Origin of the sequence: Saccharomonospora xinjiangensis XJ-54 (genome assembly GCF_000258175.1) — a bacterium.
In the GTDB taxonomy this organism is placed as follows: Bacteria; Actinomycetota; Actinomycetes; order Mycobacteriales; family Pseudonocardiaceae; genus Saccharomonospora; species Saccharomonospora xinjiangensis.
Genome location: NZ_JH636049.1, coordinates 561,776 through 586,394, shown reverse-complemented (window position 1 = coordinate 586,394; position 24,619 = coordinate 561,776). Strand labels below are relative to the sequence as shown.

General features: G+C 69.7%; 21 protein-coding genes. 6 read left to right on the top strand and 15 right to left on the bottom strand.

The features are described 5' to 3' along the window. Positions 1–22: 22 nt before the first annotated feature. The 6 genes from galK to SACXIDRAFT_RS02180 all read right to left on the bottom strand — a co-directional run bounded on the left by galK (position 23) and on the right by SACXIDRAFT_RS02180 (position 8,537). A complete protein-coding gene (gene galK / locus SACXIDRAFT_RS02205; RefSeq protein ID WP_006236829.1) occupies positions 23–1,213 on the bottom strand; it encodes a galactokinase in 1,191 nt (396 codons plus the stop codon). Then, positions 1,210–2,031: a DeoR/GlpR family DNA-binding transcription regulator gene (locus SACXIDRAFT_RS02200; protein WP_006236828.1), complete on the bottom strand. Its 822-nt coding sequence runs from the start codon at positions 2,029–2,031 to the stop codon at positions 1,210–1,212. Before SACXIDRAFT_RS02200 ends, galK begins: the two co-directional genes overlap by 4 nt. Positions 2,032–2,259: 228 nt before the next feature. Next, positions 2,260–2,760 (bottom strand): hypothetical protein, encoded by a 501-nt coding sequence (locus tag SACXIDRAFT_RS02195; protein WP_006236827.1) that lies wholly within the window; start codon positions 2,758–2,760, stop codon positions 2,260–2,262. Next, positions 2,741–4,501, bottom strand: coding sequence for a substrate-binding and VWA domain-containing protein (locus SACXIDRAFT_RS02190; RefSeq protein ID WP_040922400.1), 1,761 nt, complete (start codon positions 4,499–4,501; stop codon positions 2,741–2,743). The genes SACXIDRAFT_RS02195 and SACXIDRAFT_RS02190 overlap by 20 nt, the downstream gene beginning before the upstream one ends. Positions 4,502–4,600: 99 nt before the next feature. Beyond that, a complete protein-coding gene (locus tag SACXIDRAFT_RS02185) occupies positions 4,601–7,207 on the bottom strand; it encodes a P-loop NTPase fold protein (protein WP_332306756.1) in 2,607 nt (868 codons plus the stop codon). Between the two features lie 91 nt (positions 7,208–7,298). Then, positions 7,299–8,537, bottom strand: coding sequence for an SGNH/GDSL hydrolase family protein (locus tag SACXIDRAFT_RS02180; protein WP_006236824.1), 1,239 nt, complete (start codon positions 8,535–8,537; stop codon positions 7,299–7,301). Between the two features lie 250 nt (positions 8,538–8,787). Between SACXIDRAFT_RS02180 and SACXIDRAFT_RS02175 the strand changes: the two genes are divergently transcribed. After that, on the top strand, positions 8,788–9,366 hold the full coding sequence (locus tag SACXIDRAFT_RS02175; protein WP_408640371.1) for a DUF6292 family protein: 579 nt from the start codon (positions 8,788–8,790) through the stop codon (positions 9,364–9,366). A gap of 319 nt (positions 9,367–9,685) precedes the next feature. On the opposite strand, the gene SACXIDRAFT_RS02170 is transcribed toward SACXIDRAFT_RS02175, so the two are convergent. Further along, positions 9,686–10,150, bottom strand: coding sequence for a MarR family winged helix-turn-helix transcriptional regulator (locus tag SACXIDRAFT_RS02170; protein ID WP_006236822.1), 465 nt, complete (start codon positions 10,148–10,150; stop codon positions 9,686–9,688). 93 nt (positions 10,151–10,243) lie between these two features. Between SACXIDRAFT_RS02170 and SACXIDRAFT_RS02165 the strand changes: the two genes are divergently transcribed. Then, the gene (locus SACXIDRAFT_RS02165; protein ID WP_006236821.1) at positions 10,244–11,323 is read left to right on the top strand and encodes an epoxide hydrolase family protein; all 1,080 of its coding nucleotides are present in this window, start codon (positions 10,244–10,246) and stop codon (positions 11,321–11,323) included. An 11-nt stretch (positions 11,324–11,334) separates the two neighbouring features. Here the strand turns inward: SACXIDRAFT_RS02165 and SACXIDRAFT_RS22170 are convergent, their stop codons facing one another. Both SACXIDRAFT_RS22170 and SACXIDRAFT_RS02160 read right to left on the bottom strand, forming a co-directional pair. Then, complete coding sequence (locus tag SACXIDRAFT_RS22170) at positions 11,335–11,451, bottom strand: methionine/alanine import family NSS transporter small subunit (protein WP_006236820.1); 117 nt, start codon at positions 11,449–11,451, stop codon at positions 11,335–11,337. Next, complete coding sequence (locus tag SACXIDRAFT_RS02160) at positions 11,451–12,962, bottom strand: sodium-dependent transporter (RefSeq protein WP_006236819.1); 1,512 nt, start codon at positions 12,960–12,962, stop codon at positions 11,451–11,453. Before SACXIDRAFT_RS02160 ends, SACXIDRAFT_RS22170 begins: the two co-directional genes overlap by 1 nt. Positions 12,963–13,240: 278 nt before the next feature. Here SACXIDRAFT_RS02160 and SACXIDRAFT_RS02155 point away from each other — a divergent pair, with 278 nt between their 5' ends. Continuing rightward, a complete protein-coding gene (locus SACXIDRAFT_RS02155; protein ID WP_006236818.1) occupies positions 13,241–14,839 on the top strand; it encodes an amidase in 1,599 nt (532 codons plus the stop codon). 9 nt (positions 14,840–14,848) lie between these two features. Next, a complete protein-coding gene (locus tag SACXIDRAFT_RS02150; protein ID WP_006236817.1) occupies positions 14,849–15,367 on the top strand; it encodes a hypothetical protein in 519 nt (172 codons plus the stop codon). 13 nt (positions 15,368–15,380) lie between these two features. On the opposite strand, the gene SACXIDRAFT_RS02145 is transcribed toward SACXIDRAFT_RS02150, so the two are convergent. The 3 genes from SACXIDRAFT_RS02145 to SACXIDRAFT_RS02135 are packed head-to-tail and all read right to left on the bottom strand — an operon-like array spanning position 15,381 to position 19,118. Continuing rightward, the gene (locus SACXIDRAFT_RS02145; RefSeq protein ID WP_006236816.1) at positions 15,381–16,064 is read right to left on the bottom strand and encodes a hypothetical protein; all 684 of its coding nucleotides are present in this window, start codon (positions 16,062–16,064) and stop codon (positions 15,381–15,383) included. After that, positions 16,061–18,085 (bottom strand): TRAP transporter permease, encoded by a 2,025-nt coding sequence (locus tag SACXIDRAFT_RS02140; RefSeq protein ID WP_006236815.1) that lies wholly within the window; start codon positions 18,083–18,085, stop codon positions 16,061–16,063. Before SACXIDRAFT_RS02140 ends, SACXIDRAFT_RS02145 begins: the two co-directional genes overlap by 4 nt. Positions 18,086–18,113: 28 nt before the next feature. Further along, positions 18,114–19,118, bottom strand: coding sequence for a TAXI family TRAP transporter solute-binding subunit (locus tag SACXIDRAFT_RS02135; RefSeq protein WP_006236814.1), 1,005 nt, complete (start codon positions 19,116–19,118; stop codon positions 18,114–18,116). A gap of 234 nt (positions 19,119–19,352) precedes the next feature. Between SACXIDRAFT_RS02135 and ggt the strand changes: the two genes are divergently transcribed. Then, on the top strand, positions 19,353–21,215 hold the full coding sequence (gene ggt, locus SACXIDRAFT_RS02130) for a gamma-glutamyltransferase (RefSeq protein ID WP_006236813.1): 1,863 nt from the start codon (positions 19,353–19,355) through the stop codon (positions 21,213–21,215). Positions 21,216–21,278: 63 nt separating this feature from the next. After that, on the top strand, positions 21,279–21,959 hold the full coding sequence (locus SACXIDRAFT_RS02125) for a hypothetical protein (RefSeq protein WP_006236812.1): 681 nt from the start codon (positions 21,279–21,281) through the stop codon (positions 21,957–21,959). 13 nt (positions 21,960–21,972) lie between these two features. Here the strand turns inward: SACXIDRAFT_RS02125 and SACXIDRAFT_RS02120 are convergent, their stop codons facing one another. From SACXIDRAFT_RS02120 to SACXIDRAFT_RS02110, 3 genes are all read right to left on the bottom strand, one after another. Next, positions 21,973–22,851 carry a DUF4429 domain-containing protein gene (locus SACXIDRAFT_RS02120; RefSeq protein WP_040922398.1) on the bottom strand — a complete coding sequence of 293 codons (879 nt, stop codon included), beginning with the start codon at positions 22,849–22,851 and terminating at the stop codon, positions 21,973–21,975. Between the two features lie 110 nt (positions 22,852–22,961). Continuing rightward, on the bottom strand, positions 22,962–23,726 hold the full coding sequence (locus SACXIDRAFT_RS02115; RefSeq protein WP_006236810.1) for a tyrosine-protein phosphatase: 765 nt from the start codon (positions 23,724–23,726) through the stop codon (positions 22,962–22,964). Positions 23,727–23,966: 240 nt separating this feature from the next. Continuing rightward, positions 23,967–24,410: a hypothetical protein gene (locus tag SACXIDRAFT_RS02110; RefSeq protein WP_006236809.1), complete on the bottom strand. Its 444-nt coding sequence runs from the start codon at positions 24,408–24,410 to the stop codon at positions 23,967–23,969. Positions 24,411–24,619 lie beyond the last annotated feature (209 nt).

Sequence of the window (24,619 nt, the reverse complement as noted above, 5' to 3'; positions counted from 1 at the left end):
GTGGCTCGTTCCACCTCCGCGCTCAGCGGACCCGGTGGGCACCAGCCGACGGGGTGGCGGCGAAAGCCCTCGGTTCGGCGTAGCCCTCGGCGGCGAACGCGGTGCGCACGGCGTCGAGAACGGCGTCAACACGGTCGTCCGGCACCAGTGAGACCACGCAACCGCCGAACCCTCCTCCGGTCATGCGGGCGCCCAGCGCTCCGGCGCCGAGGGCGGCCTCCACAGCGGTGTCGAGTTCGCCGACGGTGACCTCGTAGTCGTCGCGCAGCGAGACATGGGACGCCGTCAGCGCGGGCCCTGTCCCGTCGAGGTCACCCTCGCGCAATCTGGCCACCACCTCGGTGACGCGGGCGTTCTCGGTGACCACGTGCCGCACCCTGCGCCGCTGCTCTTCACTGTCCATACGCGACAGCACCGATGGAAGGTCCTCGACGGCGATGTCGCGCAGCGCGCGCACACCCAGGGCCGCCACCGCGGCCTCGCAGGCGGCGCGGCGCCTGGCGTACTCGCCGTCCACGAGCCGGTGCGGCGCCCGCGTGTCGATCACGAGCAGGGTCCGGCCGTGGGCCGAGGGGTCGAATGGAACGTGCTCGGTGGCCATCGAGCGGGTGTCCAGGAAAAGCAGGTGACCTTCCTGGCAGGCGATGGAGGCCATCTGGTCCATCACACCGCAGGGCATGCCCACGAAGTCGTTCTCGGCGCGCTGAGCCGACAACGCGAGGTCGGCCCGCTCCATACCGAGGGCGAACAGGTCGTTGAGCGCACTCGCCACGGCGCATTCCAGTGCGGCCGACGACGACAGCCCCGCGCCTGCCGGGACGTCACCGTCCACGACGAGTTCGAGGCCGCCCACGTCGTGCCCCGCCTCGCGCAGACTCCACACCACGCCTGCGACGTAGGCGGGCCAGCCGGTGACCTCACGCGGCCCCGCGCCGAGCCGGACACTCACGTCGGCACCGGGTTCCTGAAGTGATCGCACGCGCACCAGCGCGCCGGATGCCCGCCGCGCCGCCACACGCACACCGTGCGGCAGCGCCATGGGAAGGACGAACCCGTCGTTGTAGTCGGTGTGCTCGCCGATGACGTTGACCCGGCCCGGCGCGCACCACACTCCCTCGGGCTCACCGCCGAAAGTCTCGGCGAATGCCGTGCTGACGGGGGAGGCGGGGGACACCGCGCCGAGGCCGGGCCGGACGGCGGACTCGTGGATCATGCGCCCGCCTCGCTGCCGGAATCGCCGCCTGCCGTGTCCTGCGCCGCCGCGTCCACCACGACGAGGTCACCGACGCGCTCGCGCAGAGCCCGCTGGTGCTCCTCGGCGAGCCCGGAGTCGGTGATCAGCACATCGGCGGCGTCGATGTCGGCGATGGTGCTGATGCCGAGCACGCCGTACTTCGTGTGGTCGGCCAGCACCACGAACCGCCTCGACGCCGCCACGAACGCGCGATCAGTCTCGGCTTCCATGAGGTTGGGTGTGGTGAAGCCGCTGTGCACGTCCATGCCGTGCACGCCCATGAACATGATGTCCAGGTTCACCGAGCGGATCGCGGACACGGCGAACGGGCCTACCAGCGCTTCCGACGGGGTGCGGATGCCGCCGGTGAGGACGACGGTCTGGTCGGTGCGCGGGCGCCGGGAGAACACGTCGGCGACCTGCACGGAGTTGGTGACCACCGTGATGTCGGGCGTCTCGCGCAGCAGGCTGGCGAACGTCCACGTCGTCGTGCCTGCCGACACGCCGACCGCCATTCCCGGCTCCACGAAGCGAACCGCCTCGCTGGCGATGGCGAGTTTCTCGGCGTTCTCCCGGCTGGATTTGGCGGCGAACCCGGGTTCCTCCGTGCTGCGCGCGCCGGGCAGGACGGCTCCGCCGTGCACCTTCTGTAGCTGGCCCTGCTGAGCCAGTACCTCCAGATCGCGGCGCACGGTCATATCCGAAACGCCGAGCCGCTCGACCAGCGTGCTCACCCGCACGGCGCCGGATCGGCGGATCTCCTCCAGAATCCGCGACCGGCGTTGGCTCGCCAGCATGGGCCGTCCTCCTCGCGTCGGTGGCGTCGCTGTGCCGCCGCCGGATGTCGCCCGATGAGCACAGGATCGCACAATTTCCCAAGCCTATCGAGCCGGGTGCTTCGCCGGCTCAGAGGCTCGGCGGAGGAAGTCTCGCAGGTCGTCCGGCACTTTGTGCTGCCGGACGCCTGCGCTGCTGACGCTGGCGGTGTTCGGATTCTTCCACAGTGGAACAGAATCCGACATCCGTCATCGGAGAGCGGGTTCGTCACCCATGCCGTCGAGGATGTTCCGCAGGCTCTCCCTGATCCGGCGGAGCCGGTACTCGATCTGCCCGATCGAGGCCGTCGTGTCGATGTTCTCCAGCTGTTCCGCGGTCTTGCGCAGGGCGTCGAGTCCCGCGAGCGTCAGCTCACCGTCCCGCGCCGCCTTCGCCTGCTCCACGGCGAGGAGCAGGTCGTTCAACTCCGACGACAGGTCCGTTTCGTGCGGGGGCAGGGTTCTCACCGCGCGAAGGCACCGGACGAAATAGTCGTGCTCGGTGGGCGATGGTTCTGGCGCGGCCCGGCTCGCCTCGCGTCCCGCGCGGTCGAGCACGGCGGTGGTCAGCACCATCGAGGCGTGGACGGCTGCGGCGACGACCACGCCCGCGACGACGCCCCACCAGCCCTGTTTCGTGGCGGTGACGACGCCACCCACGAGCCCGAACAGCAGCGGCAGGACGATCGGGTCAGAAATTGCTGAACGCACTGATGAACACCTGTTCGATGGTGTTGGGGTCGCTCGCGTCGTAGGACTGTGCCTTGGATGCGGCGGCGATCTCGGCGAGGGTGGCGCGGTCGGCGTCCTTTCCGTAGGCGATGGTGAAGACGCGGACCGACGTGTCGAGGTACTCGGCGTCGATGGCGTCGAGCAGTTCGGCGCGCGACATACCGTCACGTGTCGTGTCGTGGCCGTCGGTGAGCACGACGACGGCGTTGATGCGATCGGCGTCGAGGTTCTCCCGCATCGCCTCGTGCGCGGCGCGCGTGGCCTCGTAGAGGGCCGTGCGGTTTCCCCGTACCTCGAGGCCGTCCACGTGGGCGGTGAGTTCGTCACGGACCTTGTCCACCCTGCCCATCGGCACGACCTCCGTGAAGGCCGGTTCGGTAGCGAACGTCCACAGGGCCACCTCGTCGTCGTCGTCGAGCAGTTCGAGGCCGCGCAGCACAGCGGGCCTGAGCTTCTCCAGCTTCGACTCCACCTGCGTGGCTGCCGCGTCGGCGGTCTCCTTCATGGACTCCGACACGTCGAGCAGCAGCAGGACGCTGCCCCTGAGACGCACCTTCTCCCAGCTTTCGAGCATGGTGTGCACCATGGCCGTCTCGGGAAGGTCGATGGGTTTCGTGTCCCACCGGGTGCTGCTGCCCACGCTGGAGGCGACGGTCTCGTCCGTCTCTCCCTCGGCGTCGCGGAAACCGTCTTTGACGAAGGCCTGCTGCTGCTTCTCGGCGAGCAGGTACGTGCGGAAGTCCTCCGCGACGGCGCGTTTCTGCTCGCTGACGCCACGCAGCACGAGATACGGGTGATCGAGGAGCACGGTTCCGTCGTCGGGGTGGATCGCCACCAGCCGGTCGCGCGGTTTCGCTTTCGTTCCGAGGTCGGTCACCTCGCCTGCCAGCTCACCCTGGTTGTAGTGGTAGACCATCTGTTCCTGGATCGCGATCGCGCTGACGTACGGCCTGGGGCTGGCTTTCTGCTCCTCGGCGTAGAGGGTTTCGAGGAACACCACCGAATCCTTTTCGTAATGCAGTACCGACGACTCGATGTTGCGCGCGAACGTGAGCACGTCCCCGTTCTCGTCGAGGTTCTGCTCGGTGAAACCGCCGTGAGCGAGAGTGGCCGCGTGGTAGGTGGCGATGGTGGCGGCGAGGCCGGAGCTGGACAACCGAGGGTTGTCCTTGCCCATCCGGAAGCGACCCCACTCGGGATGCCCGTACTCGCTCCAGCCGGGGCCGTTCACGAGGTCCCTCAGGTCGGACCAGCCCAGCGACCTCTCCGGCCAGCCGAGCGCCTTCGCCATTCGCTCCGGCATGGCGATCACGAGGGGGCTCGTGATGATGGAGTCGTCCTCGCCGGACACCACGTCCTCGCCCCTGCGGTGTTCGAGGAGTCTGGCCCACAGCGATGTGCTCGGCAGCCAGACGTCCGGTTCGGAGACCTCCGAGGCCTGCTCGTTCCAGCCCCGTTCGAGATGCTCGGAGGCCGCCCCTGATGTCAGCTTCTCCACCTCGACCCTGCCGCACACCCCACCGACCACGCGCCGGTCTGCGTTGTACTGCTCGGCCAGTTTCTGAACGAGGTCGCCCTTTTCCGTTGACGAGTTCACCTTGATCTCGACGCAGTGGGAGAAATCGACCTCTGCCCCGTTCGACGGCAGCAGCAGCGTTCCTGTGACGAGTACGGCGCCCACCAGCGCGCCGACCGTCCTCGGCATCGTGCGGCGATCCATGGTCACGGCCATCCTCCCCCAGTCGGCCCGGAACTCGCAGGGCGCTGCCCCCGCCATCCGGCTTCGCCCGGCTTGTCGTCTCCGGCTTCGCCGGGCTTGTCACGGTGTCACCAGGTCGTGCGTGTCGAAACCGAATCGCGCGATGGTCCCGACCCAGTGCCGATACGTCTGGAGATCATCGACGATGTCGTCGCGCCATTCAAGTGGAAGGGCGGACGAGAAATCGTCGGTGGTGACGATCGCGACGAAAACGGAACGAGCCGACGCCGGGTCGGCCACCAGCAATCCGAGCAGGGTGAGCACGGCGCGATAGGGAAAGGCATCGAATTCGTCGTCGCGGATACCGACGCGAACGAGTCGATACAAATTCACCAGTTTCTTCACCGCGCGCGGAGTGGGCAGGCGCGGTGCGATGCGGTGAAGGTGGTCGCGTTCCTCCTGCCTGAGGTGGAGGCGTCCGGTGCGCAGTTCCCTGGCCTCCTGCCCGCGCACCCTGGCCTGCCGCGCGGAAGACTGCCGATCCGGTGGGGCCGGGTCGGGCGAGCCCGCCCCACCGGACGGCGCAGGCTGAGCGGGACGAACTGAATCGTCCCCCGGTGGAGGCACCATCGCGTCGATGAGCCCTGCCGTGCTCGTGCCCATGGGACGCAGGGCGTAGACGATCTGGAAGACCTTGTCGAGGTACTCCGGTGGCAGGCCGACCTCGTCGAGGCACCAGCGCAGCCATCGGGGGTCCACAGCCACGACCACGACGAACAGGGGCAGCGCGAGCAGCAGGTGCACGGCCGCGAGGACATCGACGACCTTGCGCGGCGAGCAGCGGTCGAGATCGTCGATGTAGAGCACGATGCGTTCCAGCGGTGGCGGGCCTTGTGAGCCCGCGAGCTGCCACTCCGCCTGCGCGGCGCGCATGTCCCTGTCCAGTACCCGCAGATCCTCGTGAACGCGGCCGAGCAACCCCCGGTACTGCCCGTACCGGCCCTGGCGCACCGCATCGACGAGTTCCCGCATCCGGTGGGCGGCATCGAGCTGGCTCAACCGCTCGCGCACGGCCCGGATCTCGGTGTCCAGCTCGTCCCTGCGGGCCCGCATCGTGTCGCGCACGCCGGAGGTGAGCGGGGCCACGGACGTGCGCACCGTGTCGAGCGCGCCTGCCACGGAGGCCACGGCCGTGATGACAGCGACGAGCGCGCCTGCCGCCGTGATCAGCCAGTTGCGCAGGAAGAACCACCCCGCCACGACCGCCGCGATCCCCAGTAAGCCCACCACAGCCGACACCACGGCGGCTTTGCGGCGCCTTCGCCGGGTCCCCGGGTCCACACCGGACTTCAACAGCCGCAGTGTGCGCAGGATCGGGGAGCGGTCGGCGTTGTCGCGCACCGTTTCGAGGTCGGCGAGCCTCGTCCTGAGTTCGTCGCGGGCCCTCGGCACGTCGCCGGGATCGTCGGCGAGGTCGGCGAACAACTGCTCCACCATGCCGACCCACAGCTCGTCGTCGTGGTAGTGCCAGGCGTTGAACCGCACCTGCCGCACGGTGGCGGCGAACACGCTGCGCCCCGGATTGTTGCGGGACAGATCGGCCAGCGTGTCAACCCGGTCGTGCAGCTGGCGCACGAAACTCGACTTACCGGAGCCCCACGGGCCGAGCAACGCCACGCACAGCGGCGGTTCGGTGGTGCGGTCGGCGATCATCGCGGCGAGTGTGCGGACGTCCTGCCGGAAGTTCAGCAGGTCCCGGGAGCTGGGTTCGTCGCTGGCCGGGGTCGGGCGGGGCGGCGGTGGCGCGGGCTCGGTGAACCCGGTGCCCGCGACCTGCTCACCGACGAGGTGATCCCACACGCGGATGGTGCCGTCCTCGCCGATGCTCACGACGTGCTCGCCGCCGGGAACGGAGGCGAGGGCGCGCACGCCGCCGATGTGTCCGTTGAGGACTGCCGGGTCGTGTGGTCTCGACGAATCCCACGCCAGCAGGGTGCCGTCCTCGGCCGCGGCGAAGACCTGGGTGTCGTCGTCCCCGAACGCCACCGACGACACGGGTGAGGTGTGCCCGGGGAATCGGACGAGCGGGGCGTTCTGGGCGGTGTCCCACAAGATCACGGCGCCGTCGGCGCCTCCGGTGAGCAGGTCGCCGTGGTGGGACTCGCGCACGGCGACGGCTGTGACGGTGCCGGTGCCCACGTGCCGCACCTCGCCAGGGCCCACGTCCACGACGTAGGCGCCCCTGTGCTCGACGCCGACAGCGACCCTGCCCGCCGACGGGGTGGTGGCGACGGCATCGACCCACACCCCCGTGGAGAGCAGTGTTCTGACCGAGCCTTCGGCCAGGTCGTGCAGGATCACGTCGCCGTTGGCGAGCCCGGCCACCACCGCACCCCTGCTCGCGGACGCCGGGGCGCACGCCGTGGTGGTGAGAGCCCACTGCGAGCGCACGGCACCCCGGTGCAGTGACTGGCCGAACGTGTAAGCCCAGGTACGTGCCTGCCCGGACTCGTCGCAGGTCACCATCGTGTCGCCGTGGACCGCCACCGCGCGGACGGGCCGCGAGTGTCCCGGCAGTTCCCTGCGCAGCCTGCCCGTGAACAGGTCCCATTCGCGGATCACGAGATCCTCGCCCGCCGTGACGACCCTGGTGCCGTTCGGTGAGACGGCCACGGCGTGGATGCCGCCCTCGTGTCCCGCGAAGCGCTCCATGGTGACCCAGTTCACCAGACCGGCCGAGGGGAGGGATCCGCCCGTGAGCGATGTGCTTCAGCTCACAGGCCGAGTCCCTCCCTTCGGCGGCCTCGCGCTACCGCGTTCAGCAGATGGTGCGCAGGTCGATGGCCTCGGCCATCGCGGCGAACCCCGCGTCGTTGGGGTGCAGGTGATCACCGATGTCGTAGGCGGGCAGGAAACGGGTCGGGTGCTCAGGATCGCGCACGGCGGCGTCGAGGTCCACGACGGCGTCGAACTCGCCCGAGGTCCTGATCCACTCGTTCACCGCCTGCCGGTCGGCCTCACCGGCCTCGGTGTAGTACCCGGCGCCCTCGAACGGGGTCAGCGTGGCCCCGATCACCTCGATACCCGCGTCGTGGGCTCTGGCGATGAACTGCCGGTAGACGGCGATGAGCTGCTCGGGCTCCACGGCACCTCGGCTGCCGCCGATGTCGTTGATGCCCTCCAGCAGCACCACCGACCGCACGCCCTGCCTGCTCACCACGTCGCGCTCGAAGCGGGAGAGCGCGGAGTCGCCCGACGACCCGGCGTCGGTCAGCAGGCGGTTGCCGCTGATGCCGCTGTTGAGCACACCGCATTCCTGCGGCTCGGGACGCTCCAGCAGCCGGTCGGCGACCTGGTCGGGGTAGCGCAGGTTCGCATCGACACTGGAGACGACGCCGTCGGTGATGGAGTCGCCGAAGAACACGACGGAGCCCTTGGCTCGTGCCGTGACATCGACCCCGCTGAGGAAGTAACGCGACGTGTCCAGTGCCGTGAACGCGGCACCGGGGTCGGTGGTGGCGTCACCGGTGGCGGTGAACGACGTCGCGTATCCCCGCGCGTGGAAGGTGGCTGGGCCGGTGGGGCCCGGCAGGTACAGGCTGACGGCCAGGTCGGAGTCGTCCGGCACGGTGACGTTGACCGGGTCGGAGACCCAGTCCGCGCCTGCCGGGACGGTCACCGACGTCCTGCCGCCGAAGGTGACGGGAACCAGGGCGCCGGCATCGACGTCCGGGGTGCCTGCGCCGCTGTCCGGCCTTGGGGCCACCGTGACGGAACCGACGACAAGCGGCGACTGGCCGTAGGCGTTGCTGAGCCGCACACGCACGGAATCGCCGCCCACGGACAGGTGCGCGACCTGGCGCAGGGTGGTGTCGGTGAACCCGTCGAGCGACGGCCCGCTGCGGGCAGGTCCGGTCATGGCGGCGTGCCAGCTGCCCACCCATCCGGCCTGCGGTGGAGGGGAGGGTTCTGCCGCGGCGGGAAGGGGAGCGATCAGTGCCAGTGAGGTGAAGGCGCTTACCACACTCGCCGCGATCCGGGATCGCGTTCGTGACATGGAAGGGTCCTCTCGTGTTCGACTGTGTCGCACCAACTGCCGGGCCTTCCATGCCAGCAGGCCGGTGATCGTCGTCACAAGTGATCGGCGATCAACGGCCGGTGATCGGGTCGAACGGTGTGTGCTCCGCGACGAACGGTGCCGCCGACCGGGTTGTGCGTGAGGGGGCGGCCCGCTGCTCCACGTTTGGGTGATGTGCGGGCCGGGTATGTCCGCAGTGGCCCGGTGAGCACCGGGCGGATGTGTGTGAATGGTCGGAGTGTCCATGGAATGGGAACTGGGATCCGCGGATCCTGTCGTGAGAGGCCTGCGGAACTACGTTCGCAATGTCGTGGAAACCCTGGGATACAGCGGTGATTCCTCGTTCGTGCAGTCGGAGCCGCTGAGCCTGTACCTCGCGGTGGACGGGCACTTTCCCGAGTTTCCCCACCGTGATGTCGCGCTGCTGTGGGACGAGGAGCGGGGCTGGGCGGGGGCGCTCGAAACCGGCTGCGGCGAGGACCTCATCGTCGTGAGCTACCTCGGCGACGACCCGCTGCCCAAACCCGAGGCGGTGGCGGCCTTCGCCGCAGCGCTGCTGCGCGGGGACTCGCCGGGGAAGGCGGAGCCGCCGCTGTTCCCTGCCGCGGAGGTGCGGCGCGGACTGCGCTGGATGGCCAGGACCCCTGGCCTCGCGGGTTCGGACCTTCCCACGGGTTCGGACCTTCCCGCAGCCAGGCCAAGGGCAGGGGTGCCCGCAGTCCGGGCAGCGGCGACGACTCCCGCAGCCGGTGCGGGGGCAACCGTGGTGGCCAGGACGAAGACGACCGTCGCGGCCAAAGCAAGCTGACTCGCGACGCGCGGCGGCCAACTCGAAACCCCGCCGCCGTGTCCGCACTTCCTGCACGGGCTTTGGCACCTCCTGTACGGGTGTCCGCACTTGTTGTACGCCCCACCGGCGCAGGGGTTTGAGATCGGTGCGCAGCGTGAGAAGACCCTGAACCTGAACTGCCAAGACCTGTTCGTAAGGTGCGGACACGCGTGCAGGAAGTACCAAGACCCGTACGTAAGGTGCGGACACGGCTGTCCGGGAAACCGGCTTCGTCGGCCTGGTCTGAACGTCTCGGCGCTGTCGGCGTGCCGGTCCGATCTGGACGCGAGGGGCGCGGTTACTCCCGTGTGGAGCCGGGGTGGTTGCCGTGATGGTCGATCAGAACGCGAAGTAGCCTGCTGAGCAGGCTGCGTTCCTCCGCCGACAGGGGCGCGAGCACGCGGTCCTGAATGCGGCGCACCGTGGTGTCGAGGCGGCGAAGGCGGCGCCGCCCCTCCGTGGTGAGGGTGACGACGTTGCGACGCCGGTCTGCGGGATCGGGATCACGGCGGACGTAGCCGCCGTCCTCGAGTTCGTTGATGGTGGCGACGAGGTCGCTGGCGTGGATTCCGCAGCGGCGGCCCAGCGTGTTCTGGCTGGCGGGCCCTTCCTCCGCCAGGGCCGCCAGCAACCGGTAGTGGTAGGCCCGCGCGCCGATCTCGCCCAGCCCCTCGCTCACCAGCCGATGGGCGTGCAGCGCCGATTGGCTGAGCAGCCAGCTGGGCAGCTCGACCATGTGGGAGGGGACGGGAGGCGTCGCCATGCCGCCGAGTCTAGCTGGCGGGGTGCCTGTTCCCTTGACCCTTGTTCGTTAGTGCGACTAACGTTAGTCGCACTAACGAACAAGGGATCTGACATGATCGAACCTTTCCGCGTCCACATCGACGACGAGGTACTCGACGACCTCCGGACGCGACTGGACGCGACGCGCTGGCCGGACGAACTTCCCGGCGCGGGACACGACTACGGCATTCCGCTGGCCAGGGTTCGCCAGCTGGCCGAGCACTGGCTCACCGGCTACGACTGGAGGGCCTGCGAGCGGGAACTCAACGCCATTCCCCAGTACGTCACGGAGATCGAGGGGCAGCGGGTGCATTTTCTCCACGCCCGTTCGTCGGCGCGGGACGCGTTGCCGCTGCTGCTGACTCACGGCTGGCCGGGCTCGGTGGTGGAGTTCCTCGACGTGCTGCCGTTGCTGACTCGCCGGTTCCACGTCGTCGTCCCGTCGATCCCCGGGTTCGGCTTCTCCGGCCCCACGACCCGGCGAGGCTGGGACACGACCAGGGTGGCGACGGCGTGGGCGGAGCTGATGGCCAGGCTCGGCTACCGCCGCTACGGCGTGCAGGGCGGCGACTGGGGCGCGGCGATCTCCCGGCTCGTGGCGCAGGCGGCGCCGGAGGCGGTGGTCGGCGTGCACCTCAACTACCTTCCGACCCCCGCTCTTGAGGCGGAGCTGCGCGAGCTGTCCCCCGCCGAGCGGGCGCGGGTCGAGCACACGAACGCCTTCGCCGCGAACCGGCCCGCCTACCAGCTCGTGCAGGCGCAGATGCCGCAGACTCTCGCCTTCGGGCTGACCGACTCGCCCGTGGGGCAACTCGCGTGGATCGCCTCGCGGTTCGACGAGTGGACAGACCCGCGTTCGGTGGTCGCCGACGACCGGATTCTCACCGACGTGATGATCTACTGGGTGACACGAACGGCGGCGTCGTCGGCGCGGCTGTACCGGGAGTCGGGGCCGCTCACCGGCACGTCCGGTACTCCGGTCGGAGTGGCTGTCTTCGCGCACGACCTGAATCTGCCGGCCCGGCCGATCGCGCAGCGCCGCCTCAACATCGTGCACTGGGCCGAGTACGACAGAGGCGGGCACTTCGCCGCGATGGAAGTGCCCGCCCTGTTCGCCGACGACGTCACGACCTTCTTCGAGGCCGTGCGCTGACGCCGTGTGTCCTAGGCTTCCTCCTCCGGCTGTTCCGGGTGCTTGCGCAGGCGCAGGATCGCCAATGCCAGCCCACCCCACACGAGTCCGATGGAGACGATGAGCATCACGATGGCGCTCGTTGACATCAGCCTTGCACCTCCTCTTCGGCGGTCTTCCCGCCACGCTTCCACGGCACGATCGACAGGATCACGCCGAGCACCAGTGCACCCAGCGCGACGCCCCAGCCCGCGCCCAGCAGGAAGGAGCCCTCGTAGTCGCCGTAGTTCTCCGACAGCTCCGTCTGGAGGCTGTCCCACATCATCCAGCCGAGTACGAGCGGGGTGATCACACCGAGGGTGATCCGCCACAGCAGGCCGAGCCTGATCGCGGACGTCGCGTTGGCGTGCTGCTCAAGGGGTTTGAGCTGGCGCAGCACCCACGCGACGACGATCACCGAGACCAGAGCCGCGACCACGATGCCGTACTGGTTGATGAAGTGATCGACGACGTCGAGCAGGTAGAGGCCGCCGGTGGTGGGGAACAGCAGGATCGAGACGAGCGCGGTGAAGCCACCGACGATCAGCACGGCGGGGATGCGCCGCAGGCCGGTGCGGTCGGCGACGGAACCCACGATGACCTGAACGATGCTGATCATGGAGGTCAGCCCGGCGATGGTGAGCGAGGCGAAGAACAGAACACCGAACAGCTCGCCCGCAGGCATGTTGGAGATGATCTGCGGGAACGCCACGAAGGCGAGGCCGATGCCGCTCGTGGCGAGTTCACCCACGGGGATACCGGCGTTCGCGGCCATGAAGCCGATCGTCGCGAAGACGCCGATGCCCGCGAGCAGTTCGAACGAGCTGTTGGCGAAGCCCGCCACCATGGCCGACCCGCTGAGGTCGGACCGGCGCCGCAGGTACGACGAGTAGGTGATCATGATGCCGAAGCCGATGGAGAGCGAGAAGAAGATCTGCCCGTAAGCCGCGACCCACACGCTTCCGTCGGTGATGGCCGACCAGTCGGGCTGGAAGAAGGCGTTGAGCCCGTCGGCGGCGCCGGGCAGGGTGATCGCCCTGATCACCAGCGCCACGAACATCATCAGCAGCAGCGGGATGAAGATCTTGTTCGCGCGCTCGATCCCCTTACGCACACCTGCGGCGAGCACACCGAGGGTGATGAGCCACACGGCGATGAGTGGCAGCAGGATGGTGCCGACGAACGAGGTGTCCATCGTCGGTGCGTCGGCGGCGTTGAGGACGTCGGAGAACAGGAACGTCTCGGGATCGTCGCCCCACGCCTCGGTGAACGAGTACCCCGTGTACATGACCGACCACGCGATGATGACGGCGTAGTAGGCCGCGATGACGAAGCAGATGAGGACCTGCCACCACCCGATGACCTGCGCGGGTTTGGAGAGCCTCAGAAACGCCGTCGGCGGCGTTCCCCGGTACTTGTGCCCGAGTGAGTACTCCATGATGAGCAACGGGATACCCGCTGTGAGAAGTGCGGCGAGGTAGGGAACCAGAAATGCGCCGCCGCCGTTCTCGTAGGCGATGTAGGGGAACCGCCAGATGTTGCCAAGGCCGATGGCCGAGCCGATGGCGGCCATGAGGAACCCCGCGCGGGTTCCCCATTGCTCACGGTGCTCTGCGTGCATGGCATCGTGTCCGAATCGTTGTCGTGCCGATGAGGGGTGTCTTTCAGCCTGCCCCTGCGAGGCCAGCCGAAACGTCGGCGGCTTCGCGGGCCTGCCCCGAGATGGTGACGCAACCTACCGTCGAGGGGAAGACCCTGTCGTGGCTGGGGCCGGTGCCGCAGGCCGCACCCGGCTGGGCCGAACGGAGTCTTTGTCCTCACTGGTCTGGACATCGTGCGGGCCTGGCGGTAGCTGTGAGTCGATCACCTCGACGCCGTCGTCGATGCCAAGGGGGGTTCGTGCGACTCGGATTCGCCGGTTTCCTCGCGCTGGTTTCCGCCGTCACCGCCGCTCTGTCGGCGACGGTCACCCCTGTCGGCGCGGGCGCGGCCGAGCCCGCGCCCGAGGTGGCCGGCCGTACCGTCTCCGACCTGCGCGCCATGCTCGACGACGGAGCCGTGACCTCGGTGCAGCTGGTCGAGGCCTACCTTCGCCGTATCGACGCCTACGACCGTGACCGCGATGGCCGTCCCGGATTACGGGCTGTGCTCACGATCGACCCCTCCGCGGTGGCGCAGGCGAGGCGACTGGACGCCGAGCGTGCACAAGGCCACGTGAGAGGGCCATTGCACGGCATCCCCGTCGTGGTGAAGGACAACATCGACACCGCGGGCCTGCCCACGACGAGCGGTTCGCTGGCGCTGCGCGGACTGCGCCCGCCCGACGACGCCACGCAGGTGGCCCGCCTGCGGGAGGCAGGCGCGATCGTGCTCGCCAAGACCAACCTGCACGAGTACGCCATGAGCATCTACACGACCTCCTCACTGGGCGGGCAGACCCGTAACCCGTACGATCCGGGCCGTCATCCCGGGGGGTCGAGCGGCGGAACGGCGGCGGCTGTGGCCGCGTCGTTCGCTCCCGCGGGTCTCGGCACGGACACGTGCGGATCGGTGCGCATCCCGGCCGCGCACAACAACCTCGTCGGCGTGCGACCCACGCTTGGACTGTCCAGTCGCGACGGTGTCGCCCCGCTGGCGGGCACGCAGGACACCGTGGGGCCGCTCACCACGTCGGTGGAGGACGCCGCGCTGCTGCTCGACGCCACGGTGGGCTACGATCCGGCCGATCCGGTCACCGAGGCGGCCGTCGGCGCGGTGCCCGGCTCCTACACCGGCGCGCTCCGGCGCGACGCGCTGGAGGGTGCTCGGCTGGGGATCGTCACCGACTACTTCGGCGCCGAGGGCAGGGAAGCCGACACCACCGCGCTCGTCCGCGCGGCCGTCGCCGACATGGAGGCGCTCGGGGCGGAGGTGGTGGAGCTGGGACCGCGACCGGAACTCATGGACACCGCCGACAGGGCCAATCGGGTGCGGCACGAATTCGAGCGCGACCTCAACGCCTATCTCGCCGGCTCCGCGCGGGGCAGGCCGGGCAGGCTCGCCCACCTCGCCGAACCCCGGGACGAACTCACGCTCGCCGACATCGTCGCCTCCGGTGAGGTGACCCCGAGCGTGCTGGACACCCTGCGGGCGTGGGTGAACAGTCCGGCGCTGCCCAACCCGGAGTACGACGAGGTGCTGCGCAGGCGCGATCTGCTGCGGGAGATGCTGTCCGGCCTGCTGGCCGCCAACGACCTCGACGCACTGGTCTACCCGGCCATCAGCGAGCCGCCGACTCCGATTGGGGTCCGGCAGTCGTACCGCAATTGCCGGCTCGCGGCTTTCAGCGGTTTCCCCGCCGTGAGCGTGCCGGCCGGGTTCACCTCCGACGGTCTGCCGGTGGGGGTGGAGCTGCTGGGAGCGCCCTTCTCGGAACCGGAGCTGCTCGGCTACGCCTACGCCTACGAACAGGCCACGGGACACCGCGCTCCCCCGGAGGGAACACCGCCACTGGGGTAGCTTTCCGTCATGAACGACGACGCCGTGACACTTCCTCCCGCACTGGCCGAGGCGCACCGGCTCGGTTTCGACTTCCGGGGCGGTGACGGGGTGGACTTCGAGCCGTACCCTCGGTTTCTCACCCCGGAGGAGACGGTGCGGTGGTTGCGGGACTGGACGGGTGATCCGGCCCCGGACGCAGCTGCCTTCCGCATCTTCGGGCAGGACGGGACCGGTGGGGTGGCGGCGTTCTGGTTCGTGCGCGACGGTGAACCGCTCACCCGGCAGCCCGTGGCGTTCCTGGGATCCGAGGGTGAGACCGGTGTGATCGCACCGGATTTGGACGGCTATCTCTGGTTGCTCGCGGCCGGGTTCGGTCCTCGCGAGGCGATGATGTACCCGGAGCACGAACACGAACCCCGCGAGGATGTCAGGCTGACGCGGATCGCGCAGAGCTGGGCGCCGTCGGCGCGACGGCCGGTGGCGGACATCATCGCCGAGGTGCGCGACCTGGCCGACCGGCTTGAGGCGTGGGCCGAGCAGTGGTGAGCGTGAGCCGGAGTCAGCGCTGCGGGCGCAGGGGGAACAGCACCTCCTGACCGATCGGGCGGTAGCCCGCCGCGAGCAGGGCTCGCAGCGACGCCGCGTTGCCCGGGGTGACCTGCGCGAACACGGGTTCTCCCCTGGGGACGCCTGCTCGCGCCGCGGACGCGAGCGCCCTGCCGAGGCCGCGGGCCCTGGAGTGAGGGACCACGTCCATGCTCATCTCCCACCGCCCGCCGAGGCCACGGCCCAGCACCAGCAGCCCGTCGCCCTCCACGGTGGTCCACGCCCGCACGTCGTCACGGAACCGGCGGGCCAGCTCCACCCGTGGATGCCCGTCGTCGAACGGCAACAGCCGCACCGGCGGCGCGAGCGACACGGCGGGGGAGGGCGGTGCCACCAGCACCGCGTCGTTCTCCCCCACGGTGGTGCCGAGGTGGTCGGCGAGGGCCAGCAGCACCCGGGGATGCAGGGGATCGGCGCTGCCCGCTCCGGCGAGGGTGCGCTCCCACCATGCGCGCTCCACAGGCGCGGACACCAGGAAGCATCCGGTGAAGGCCACCACCGCGGCGGCGGGTCCGCACAGCGGCGCCACGCGCACCGACGAGTCGGGGTCGGGGAACATGCCCTGCGCCGCGCGCGTGAACACGCCGGGGACCTCGTCGGCCGTCAGTGTGTCAAGGCGGGGACGAGGCCCGTTCATCCGGTGACACCCTCCAGAGGGCTTCCGTTCCCGCCACGCCGGAAGCGGCGTGTCACGACGACGGCGGCGATCACGGCGAGCCCTGCGAGCGACACCCACGGGCCGGGGTGGATGGCCGCGAGCCCGCCCGCGACCAGTGCCGCGCGCGGCAGCGTGCCGTCGTCCTGCGCGAAGCCGACGAGCCCCGCCGCCACCGCGATGATGCCCACGACGGCGGTGAGCAGCGTGACGGTGAACCCGGCGACGGTCGGGTCCTGCAACAGCAACTGGGGTTCGAGCACGAACACGTACGGCACGAGGAACGCGGGCACCGCGAGCTTGAACGCGGTCAGCCCTGTGCGCATCGGGTTCGCGCCCGCGAGACCGGCTCCCGCGTACGCGGCGAGGCACACCGGCGGCGTGATGTCGGCGACGATGCCGAAGTAAAAGACGAAGAAGTGCGCGGCCACGGTCGGCACGCCCAGCTGCACGAGGACGGGCGCGGCCACCGTGGCCGTGACCACGTAGTTCGCGGTCGTGGGTAAGCCCATGCCCAGCAGCAGGCACGCCACCATCGTGAGCACGAGCACGAGCGCGAAGAGGCCGCCCGACAACTCGACGATGCCACCGGCGAGCTTGCCGCCCAGGCCGGTGCGCGTGACGGTGCCCGCGATGATGCCCGCGCTCGCGCAAGCCGCGATCACCGGCAGTGCCGCACGCGCACCTGCCTCGAACAGCCGCGCGAACGCCACGGGCGACAGCCGGGTGTCGGCGCGGAAGACACTGACCAGCAGCGCGGTGAGGATGCCGAACAAGGCGGCGCTCGCCGGGGAGCGGCCTGCCATGAGCAGGCCGATGATGACCACCACCGGTGCGAGCAGGTAGCAACGGCCGAGCAGGCCGCGAAGGCGGGGCAGCGCCTCCTTCGGCGCGCCGCGCACACCCGTGCGCAGAGCCTCGAAGTGCACGCCGCTGAACACGCCGAGGTAGTACAGCGCGGCGGGGATCACCGCGTACAGGATCAGCTCGTTGTAGGGGACGCCGGTGTACTCGGCCATGATGAACACGGCCGCGCCCAGCACGGGCGGCACGAGCTGTCCTCCGGTGGAGGCGGTGGCCTCCACCGCACCCGCGACGTGGGGGCGGAACCCCGCCCGCTTCATCATCGGGATGGTGAACGACCCCGACGCCACCGTGTTGGCCACCGAACTGCCGGACACCATGCCCTGCAACCCGCTGGCCACCACCGCGGCCTTCGCCGTGCCACCGGTGTAGCGGCCGGTGAGCCCGAAGGCCAGATCGTTGAAGAACCGCGCGATGTTGGTCCTGACGAGGACGACCCCGAAGAACAGGAACAGGAAGATGAAGGTGGACGACACCTGCACGGGTGTGCCGAACACCGACGTCGAACTGTAGACGGACTCGGAGACCAGCGCGTCGAACGAGAAACCGGGGTGGGAGAACACCGGCATGGCCTGCCCGTAGTAGCCGTAGGCGAGCGCGGCCAGCGCGATCACGACGATGGGCAGGCCCACGCAGCGGCGCGTGGCCTCCAGGATCAGGAGGAGAGCGACGGTGGCCACGGCGACGTCGAACGGCGTGAAACCGAAGACCACCGCCCGCGTCGTCAGCCGCTCGTAGTCCAGCACGATGTAGCCGTTCGCGGCGAGCGCCAGCCCGCACAGGACCACGTCGTGGACCGGAACGCCCGGCCTGCCTGCCTGCGCCCTTCTGGCCGGATACAGCAGGTACACGAGGCTCAGCGCCATGCCGACGTGCACGGCGCCCTGGATCACCGAGGTGAACGTGCCGAACAACGCCGTGTAGAGCTGGAACAGCGTCAGTGCCGTGCCGAGTGCCGCGACGAGGTACTTCCACGGTCCCAGCCGGGTGCGGTGGCGGCTCTCCCTGTCGTGCGTGAGCGCCTGCTCACGCCGCTTGTCGTCGTGCGTGAGCGCCTGTTCACGCCGCTCGTCGCCGTCCTGCTCGGAGCCCGGACCGGACGCCGGGGCTGCCTGAGGAGGCGCGGTGTCGTCGGACATCGTGCGGTGTTCCTTCCCCTCGCGCCGGTCAGCCGATCAGCCCGTGCTCCGCGAAGTACTTGCGCGCGCCGGGATGCAGCGGCACGTCACCCTGCCCGACCGTGGCCTCCTCCAACGTGATCAGCTCCTTCTGCGCCAGCGTGAGCGAATCGGCCCGCTCGTACATCGCCTTGGTGAGCTCGTAGCCCAGTTCCTCGCTGACCTGCGTGGTTGACGCGTACATCGAGGCGAACACGGAGACGGTCGGGACCGGCTCGTCGAGGAAGTCGTAGGTGCCTGCCGGGATCTCGTACTTCTCGAAAGAGCTGTTGCCGACGACGGTGTCCAGTTCGGGGCCGTCGATCGGGACGAGCTTCACCTGCCCCGTCGTCGCGTGCAGCTCCTGAAGGCTCGCCGCGGGCACACCGAGGATCTCGATGGAGGCGTCGGCGTTGCCGTCCTGCAATTTCGCCTTCGCGTCGGCGAAGCCCTCCTCCAGCGCGGTGTAGGAGCCCTCGTCGAGGCCGTAGGCGGCGAGGATCTGCTCGGCGGCCTCGCGTGTGCCGCCGCCGGGCGGTCCGATGGCGACGGTCTTGCCGCGAAGGTCGGCCACCGAGTCGATGCCGGAGGACTCCAGGGTGATGATCTGCGCGGCCTCGGGGTAGAGCTTGCCGAGCAGCCCGACGTTCTCCACGGTCGCGCCCTCGAACTCCCCACGACCGTTCACGGCGTCCTGTGCGGTGTTGTGCTGGGCGATGGCGAGTTGCAGCTCGCCCCGCGCGATCTTGGCGAGGTTCTCGACGGACGCCCCGGTCTCCACCGCCGTGACGTTCAGGCCCTCGACCTCGATGGTGTCGGCGAAGATTCCGGCGTACTCCTGCCCCAGCGGGTAATAGACCCCTCCCGTGCTGCCGGTGCCGAGCTGGAGGTCGGTGGTGAACCCGTCGCCGCCGGAGCCGCCGCCGGAGCACGCCGCCGTGACGGCCACGGCCGCGAGCAGCGCCGTGATCGAACCCGCGCCACGTCCACGCCTTGCGTGTGTTGTCGTCCGCACGCTGTTCCCTCCTTCGCAGGGGAGTACTGGTCTATACCAAAGCTCCAGCACCGGGTGCTTTCCGGCCGAGGCGGGCGCACCGATCGTTATCCGTTCGCGATCTTTCGTGGGCGACCGCGTGCCTGGGTGCCGCGCGAACGGTGGAAGCGGATTCATCCGGGTGGAGCACGGTCGCGTGGCGGTCCGTCGTGGACGATGCTGGGAGAGTTCCGCATGCGACACCGGGAGGTGGCGATGTCCCCAGCGATTACGCGGTCACGTCGATCGAGAGCACTGGCGGGTCTGGCAGCGGTGGGCATGATCGCCGGTCTCACGACGGCCGCTCCGGCGAGCGCGGGCACCGAGCAGTGGTCACCGGAGACGGTCCCCGGCGCGACCGAGGGGAAGATCGCGGAGAAGAGAGCTGTCGCGATCGGTGCGGGCGGCGCGGTCAGCTCGGTGGACCCCGACGCCACCGCCGTGGGCATCGAGGTGCTGCGCCGGGGCGGTACCGCCGCCGACGCCGCTGTCGCGACCGCCGCCGCGCTGGGGGTCACCGAGCCGTACAGCGCGGGAATCGGTGGTGGTGGCTTCTTCGTCCACTACGACGCCGCGACCGGCGAGGTCGGGACCATCGACGGCAGGGAGACCGCGCCGAGCGCCATGCCCCACGATGCGTTCCTCGACCCCGAGACGGGGCAGCCCTACCCGTTCTTCCCCGACATGGTCACCAGCGGTGTGTCCGTCGGGGTGCCCGGCACACCCGCCACGTGGGAGGCCGCGCTGCGGGAGTGGGGGACGTACTCGCTCGCCGAGGCGCTGCGGCCGGCCACCCGGCTCGCCAGGCGCGGCTTCGTGGTGGACGAGGAGTTCCGCGAGCAGACGCTCGACAACGCCGAGCGCTTCTCGGCGATCACACCGACCGCCGAGCTGTTCCTCCCCGATGGGGACGCTCCCGAGGTGGGCTCGGTGTTCCGCAACCACGACCTCGCACGCACCTACGCCGAACTCGGCCGCAAGGGCACCAGCTGGTTCTACACGGGAGAGATCGCAGGGGAGATCGCGGACACCGTGCGGAACCCACCACGCAGCGGGCACACCGGCCTCCCGGTGCCGCCAGGGCAGCTGACCACCGGCGACATGGCGGCCTACGCCATCGCACGCCCCGAACCCACGCGCCACGACTACCGGGGCTACGAGATCGTGGGTATGGCGCCGCCGTCCAGCGGCGGCACCACCGTCGGTGAGCTGCTGAACATCCTCGAACGCTTCGACACCTCCGCGATGAGCACCGAGCAGGTTCTGCACCACTACCTCGAAGCGTCGGCGCTGGCCTACGCCGACCGGGCCCGCTACCTCGGCGACCCGGCCTTCGTCGAGGTTCCTGTCGGCGAGCTGCTGTCCGACGACTTCGCCGCCGAACGCGCCTGCGAGCTGAACCCACGATCGGCGGCGGACAAACCGGTCGCGGCGGGAACCGCTGACGGCGATTACGACCCCAGCTGTTCGGCAACCGGCACCGAGGTACCCCACCGGCAGAGCGAGGAGGGACTCTCCACAACCCATCTGTCTGTTGTGGACACATGGGGCAATGTCGTGGCGTACACGCTGACCATCGAGCAGACGGGCGGCAGCGGCATCACGGTGCCGGGACGCGGCTTCCTGCTGAACAACGAGCTGACCGACTTCAGCCACGTGTACGACCCGGATGACCCGAACCGCATCGAGGGGGGCAAGCGACCGCGTTCCTCGATGTCGCCGACGATCGTCCTGCGCGACGGCGAACCGTGGCTCGCGCTCGGCTCCCCGGGAGGCTCCACGATCATCACCACGGTGGCGCAGACGCTCGTCAACCGCATCGATCTCGGCATGGACCTTCCCACCGCGCTCGCGGCACCGAGGGCGACACAACGCAACACCGTCACGGTGTCGGCCGAAGCGGGGTTCCGCGGCGCTCACGGTGCGGCGCTGGAGGGCTATGGCCACCGGTTCTCCACCACACAGGAAATCGGTGCCGCCGCTGCTGTGGAGATCCTGCCGGACGGCACGGTGCAGGCCGTCGCCGAACCACACCGGCGAGGCGGCGGTGCCGCCGCCGTGGTGCTTCCGGCACCATGAATCGAGGACGGCCAGGTCGGTTGACAGATGTGTCCCCGACCCGGCTGCCCTTACGGTTCCCGCATGACCTCAAACACCACCCCCAGCGGTCCCGCGCCCCATCCCGTATTCCCGGACGTGCGGCGCGCCGACGCCGCTGTCGCCGTCATCGACACCATCACCGTGCGGGACGACGCGCGGCAGCACGAGGTGGCCGACGCGCTCCTGACGGCCGACCGGCCCTGGCACGCGGGCCTGGTGTCGGACACCGTGCTCCTCGGCGCCGACGGCATCACGGTTTTGCGGTACTCGCAGTGGACCGGCGAGCAGACCCTCGACGGCGCACCGGAACACGAGGCCGCCGAGACCACGAGTTCGGTGCGCCACGGCCTCTATCGCAGCGCCGTGCCGAGTGACCCCACCACGCCGGGCATCATCGTCGTCGTCACGTTCGACACCGCAGACGCCGAGACCGCGCGCCGCTTCGTCGATGCGCTGCTGGATCGCCACCCCGCCACCACCGGTGCCGCCTATCCCACCGGCATGGGCGGCAACCACTTCCACGTCGCCCTCGACGGCACGCAGATGCTCAACTGGGCCGAATTCGCCGACGAGGAGTCGCATCAGCGTGTGGTGGAGGAACAGTTGAGCGCCGACGACGACGTGCCGAGGCTCATCGCCGAGACTCCCGGCCTCACAGGGCGCGGCTTCCGCCGCTACCTGCCCTACGGCACGGCAACGCGAGAAGGAACAGCGCGCTGGTAATCCAGCGTGGCCATCAATCCGACAGCCTGCGCAGCAGCGCCTGCTTGGCCGTGGCGAACTCGGTCTCGTCGAGAACACCGTCGCGGTGCAGCTCACCCAGCTCGCGGATGCGCCGCAGGACCTCGTCCACGTCGGTGAGCCCGCCTTGGGGTGGCGTGGACTCCTGCCGCGCGTTCGCGGGTTCGGTCGGCGCGTTCGGGTGCGGAAGCCGCGCCGCGACGGCGGCGGCCACGAGCACCGTCAGCAACTCGTTCTCCGTGCCCCAGACCAGGCGCACGCAATGCGGGTCGCTCTCGGGAGGCAGCGTGACGGGGACACCTCGTGGACGCAGGCGCAGGAGCCCGTCGGTGAGCCCGGCCGACGGCCGCCAGTCAACGCCTTCGACGGTGTCGAGGGACAGTTCGGTGCGGCCGAGTTTGCGTTTCGCCTCGGCCGCCTGCCAGCCCCACTCGATGAGGACCCGGTTCCCGTCGCACGACACCACACCCTCGCTGACCGACGCTGTCACCGGCAGGGCGGGGCCGGGCAGCGCGAAACGCGTGAAGGACACGGGATCGCCGTCCGGTCGCGGGGTGAACCGCACGGCGTCCACCAGGTACTCGGCCGCCTGCTGCTGGCCCGGCTCGACTGTGAGTTGATACGGGTCGGCGTTGTCCGGCAGGTTCCCGCGTGCCACCAGCGAGAGCGGGTCGGCGCCGTCCTTCAGTCGCACACGCAGTCGCCCCGATTTCCGGCCCTGCTCGAACGAGACGCCCGCGACCGCGGTGAGCGGCAACTCCATTTCCCCGAGCGTCCTTCGGAGCTTGTGGACGCGGCGGTGTGAGCCGGGGGTAATGCGCAGGACGTCGCCGTCGAACTTCCACGTGCCGAAGGGCGAGTTGATCTCGGCCATGCTGGCAGGATAGAGCAGCCCCGGCATCGCTTCGTGCGACGGTGGGCGCGGTGCGTGACCGGACGAGCACGACTGCCGAAGCCCGGCAGTCGTTCGGTGCGGAGCGACCGTCAGCGGCGCAGCTTGCGGTGGAGGGCGTCGAACTCGTCGTCGGTGAATCCGTTGCCGCCGAGCACGCTCAGCACGCCGCCGTGACGCTTGTCCACCTGCTCCAGGAACGCCTCCATCGTCTCGGCACGTGGGCGATGGTGGTCTTCGGGGACGCTGTCGATGCTCCCGGCATAAGTGGGTGAGCGGCGCAGGCGATCGAGAATACGGTCGAGCCGTTCGCCCGTGGCCGCGTAGTCCCGGATGATGTCCTCGCGGCGCGCACCGGCGACGGTGAGCGCGAACGCCACGACGACACCCGTGCGGTCCTTGCCTGCCGCGCAATGCACCAGCGCCGCGCCTGCCGAGCGGTTGACGGCCCGCAGCGCGGCCACGATGCTGTCGGGCCGGTGCTCGACGTAGCCGAGGTAGTGCGCGCACGACGGGTCGCCAGGGTAGCGCTCCTCCTCACGCTTGCGGCGCACCAGCAACGCCTCGGCCGTGGCGGCGAAACCGTGTTCCGGCAGCAACGAGTGATTGACGTGCAGAACCCGGTCGATCCGGGTCAGGGGCGCCGGGCCCTCGGACGTGACCTCGGCCGGCGAGCGGAGGTCCACCACCGTGCTGAGCCGGACGTTCTCCACCAGGAAATTGATATCGGTGGGGGAGAGGTTCTGGAGGTTGTCGGAGCGGAGCAGCCTGCCCCGCGCGATCTTTTCCCCGTCGTCGGTGGGAATCCCCCCGACGTCCCTGACGTTGACGGCACCTTCGAGATCGAGCCACAGCACGCCGACCAGTCTCCCAGCATCGATGATCGTCCGCCAGGACCGTGGCCCTTCCGGCCCAGTGTCGCGTGTGGACGGGGCGGGAACTGTGCCGCCGATCACCCGGAAAGCCAGGGCCGAACGCACACCGGATACGGGCGACGCCGTGGCGTGACACGCCGCGCTGCTCAGACCGGCGCGGCGAGCCGGTGGGGCGGCCAGGACTGCCTGCCCGCCCCACCGGGGCCGCCCAGCCTCAGGCCGTCAGCCGCCGCAACGGATGAGCCTGCCCTCGGACACATCGAAGACGCACACGACCCAGTCGAGCGTGCTGTCCTCGTAGTAGTTCTTGTTGCACACCCCCCACTGACCGGAGCCGAGGCGATTCTGGCATTCGCCCTGGCGGTACAGGGAGCCGTTGCGGTAGTTGTCCCAGATGACGACCGCGGAGGCGCCGTCGGTCGCGGTGTCCTTCACCCACCACTTGTCGCCGTAGTGCTCGAAGCACGCGTATGCCCCGGTCACCGATTTGCAGACAAGACCGCTCGACGGCGGCGTTCCGGCGACGGCGAGGTCGAGTTCGTACGCGTTCACCGACACCCTGTCCTCTCCGGCGGCCGGAGACTCTTGCCCCGCCGACGCTGTCGCGGGCAACAACGCCAGAATCAACGCCGCCACAGCAGGCAGCAGCACGCGGATCGTGCGCATCCTTCAGGCCCCTTCCCGATCACCACCCGCACCACCGTGGTGCGGATCACTGTCGAGGCACCATGGTCGCCTCGGACGCCGGCGTTGTCGTTGGCATGGCCGCTCCGGTTTCTTGACGCTCGCTGCACGACTTCACGCGCACTCGTGCGGCAACGCGCGCCGGAAATCTCGGGGCGCAATCCCGTAGGCCGCACGGAAGGCCCTGGTGA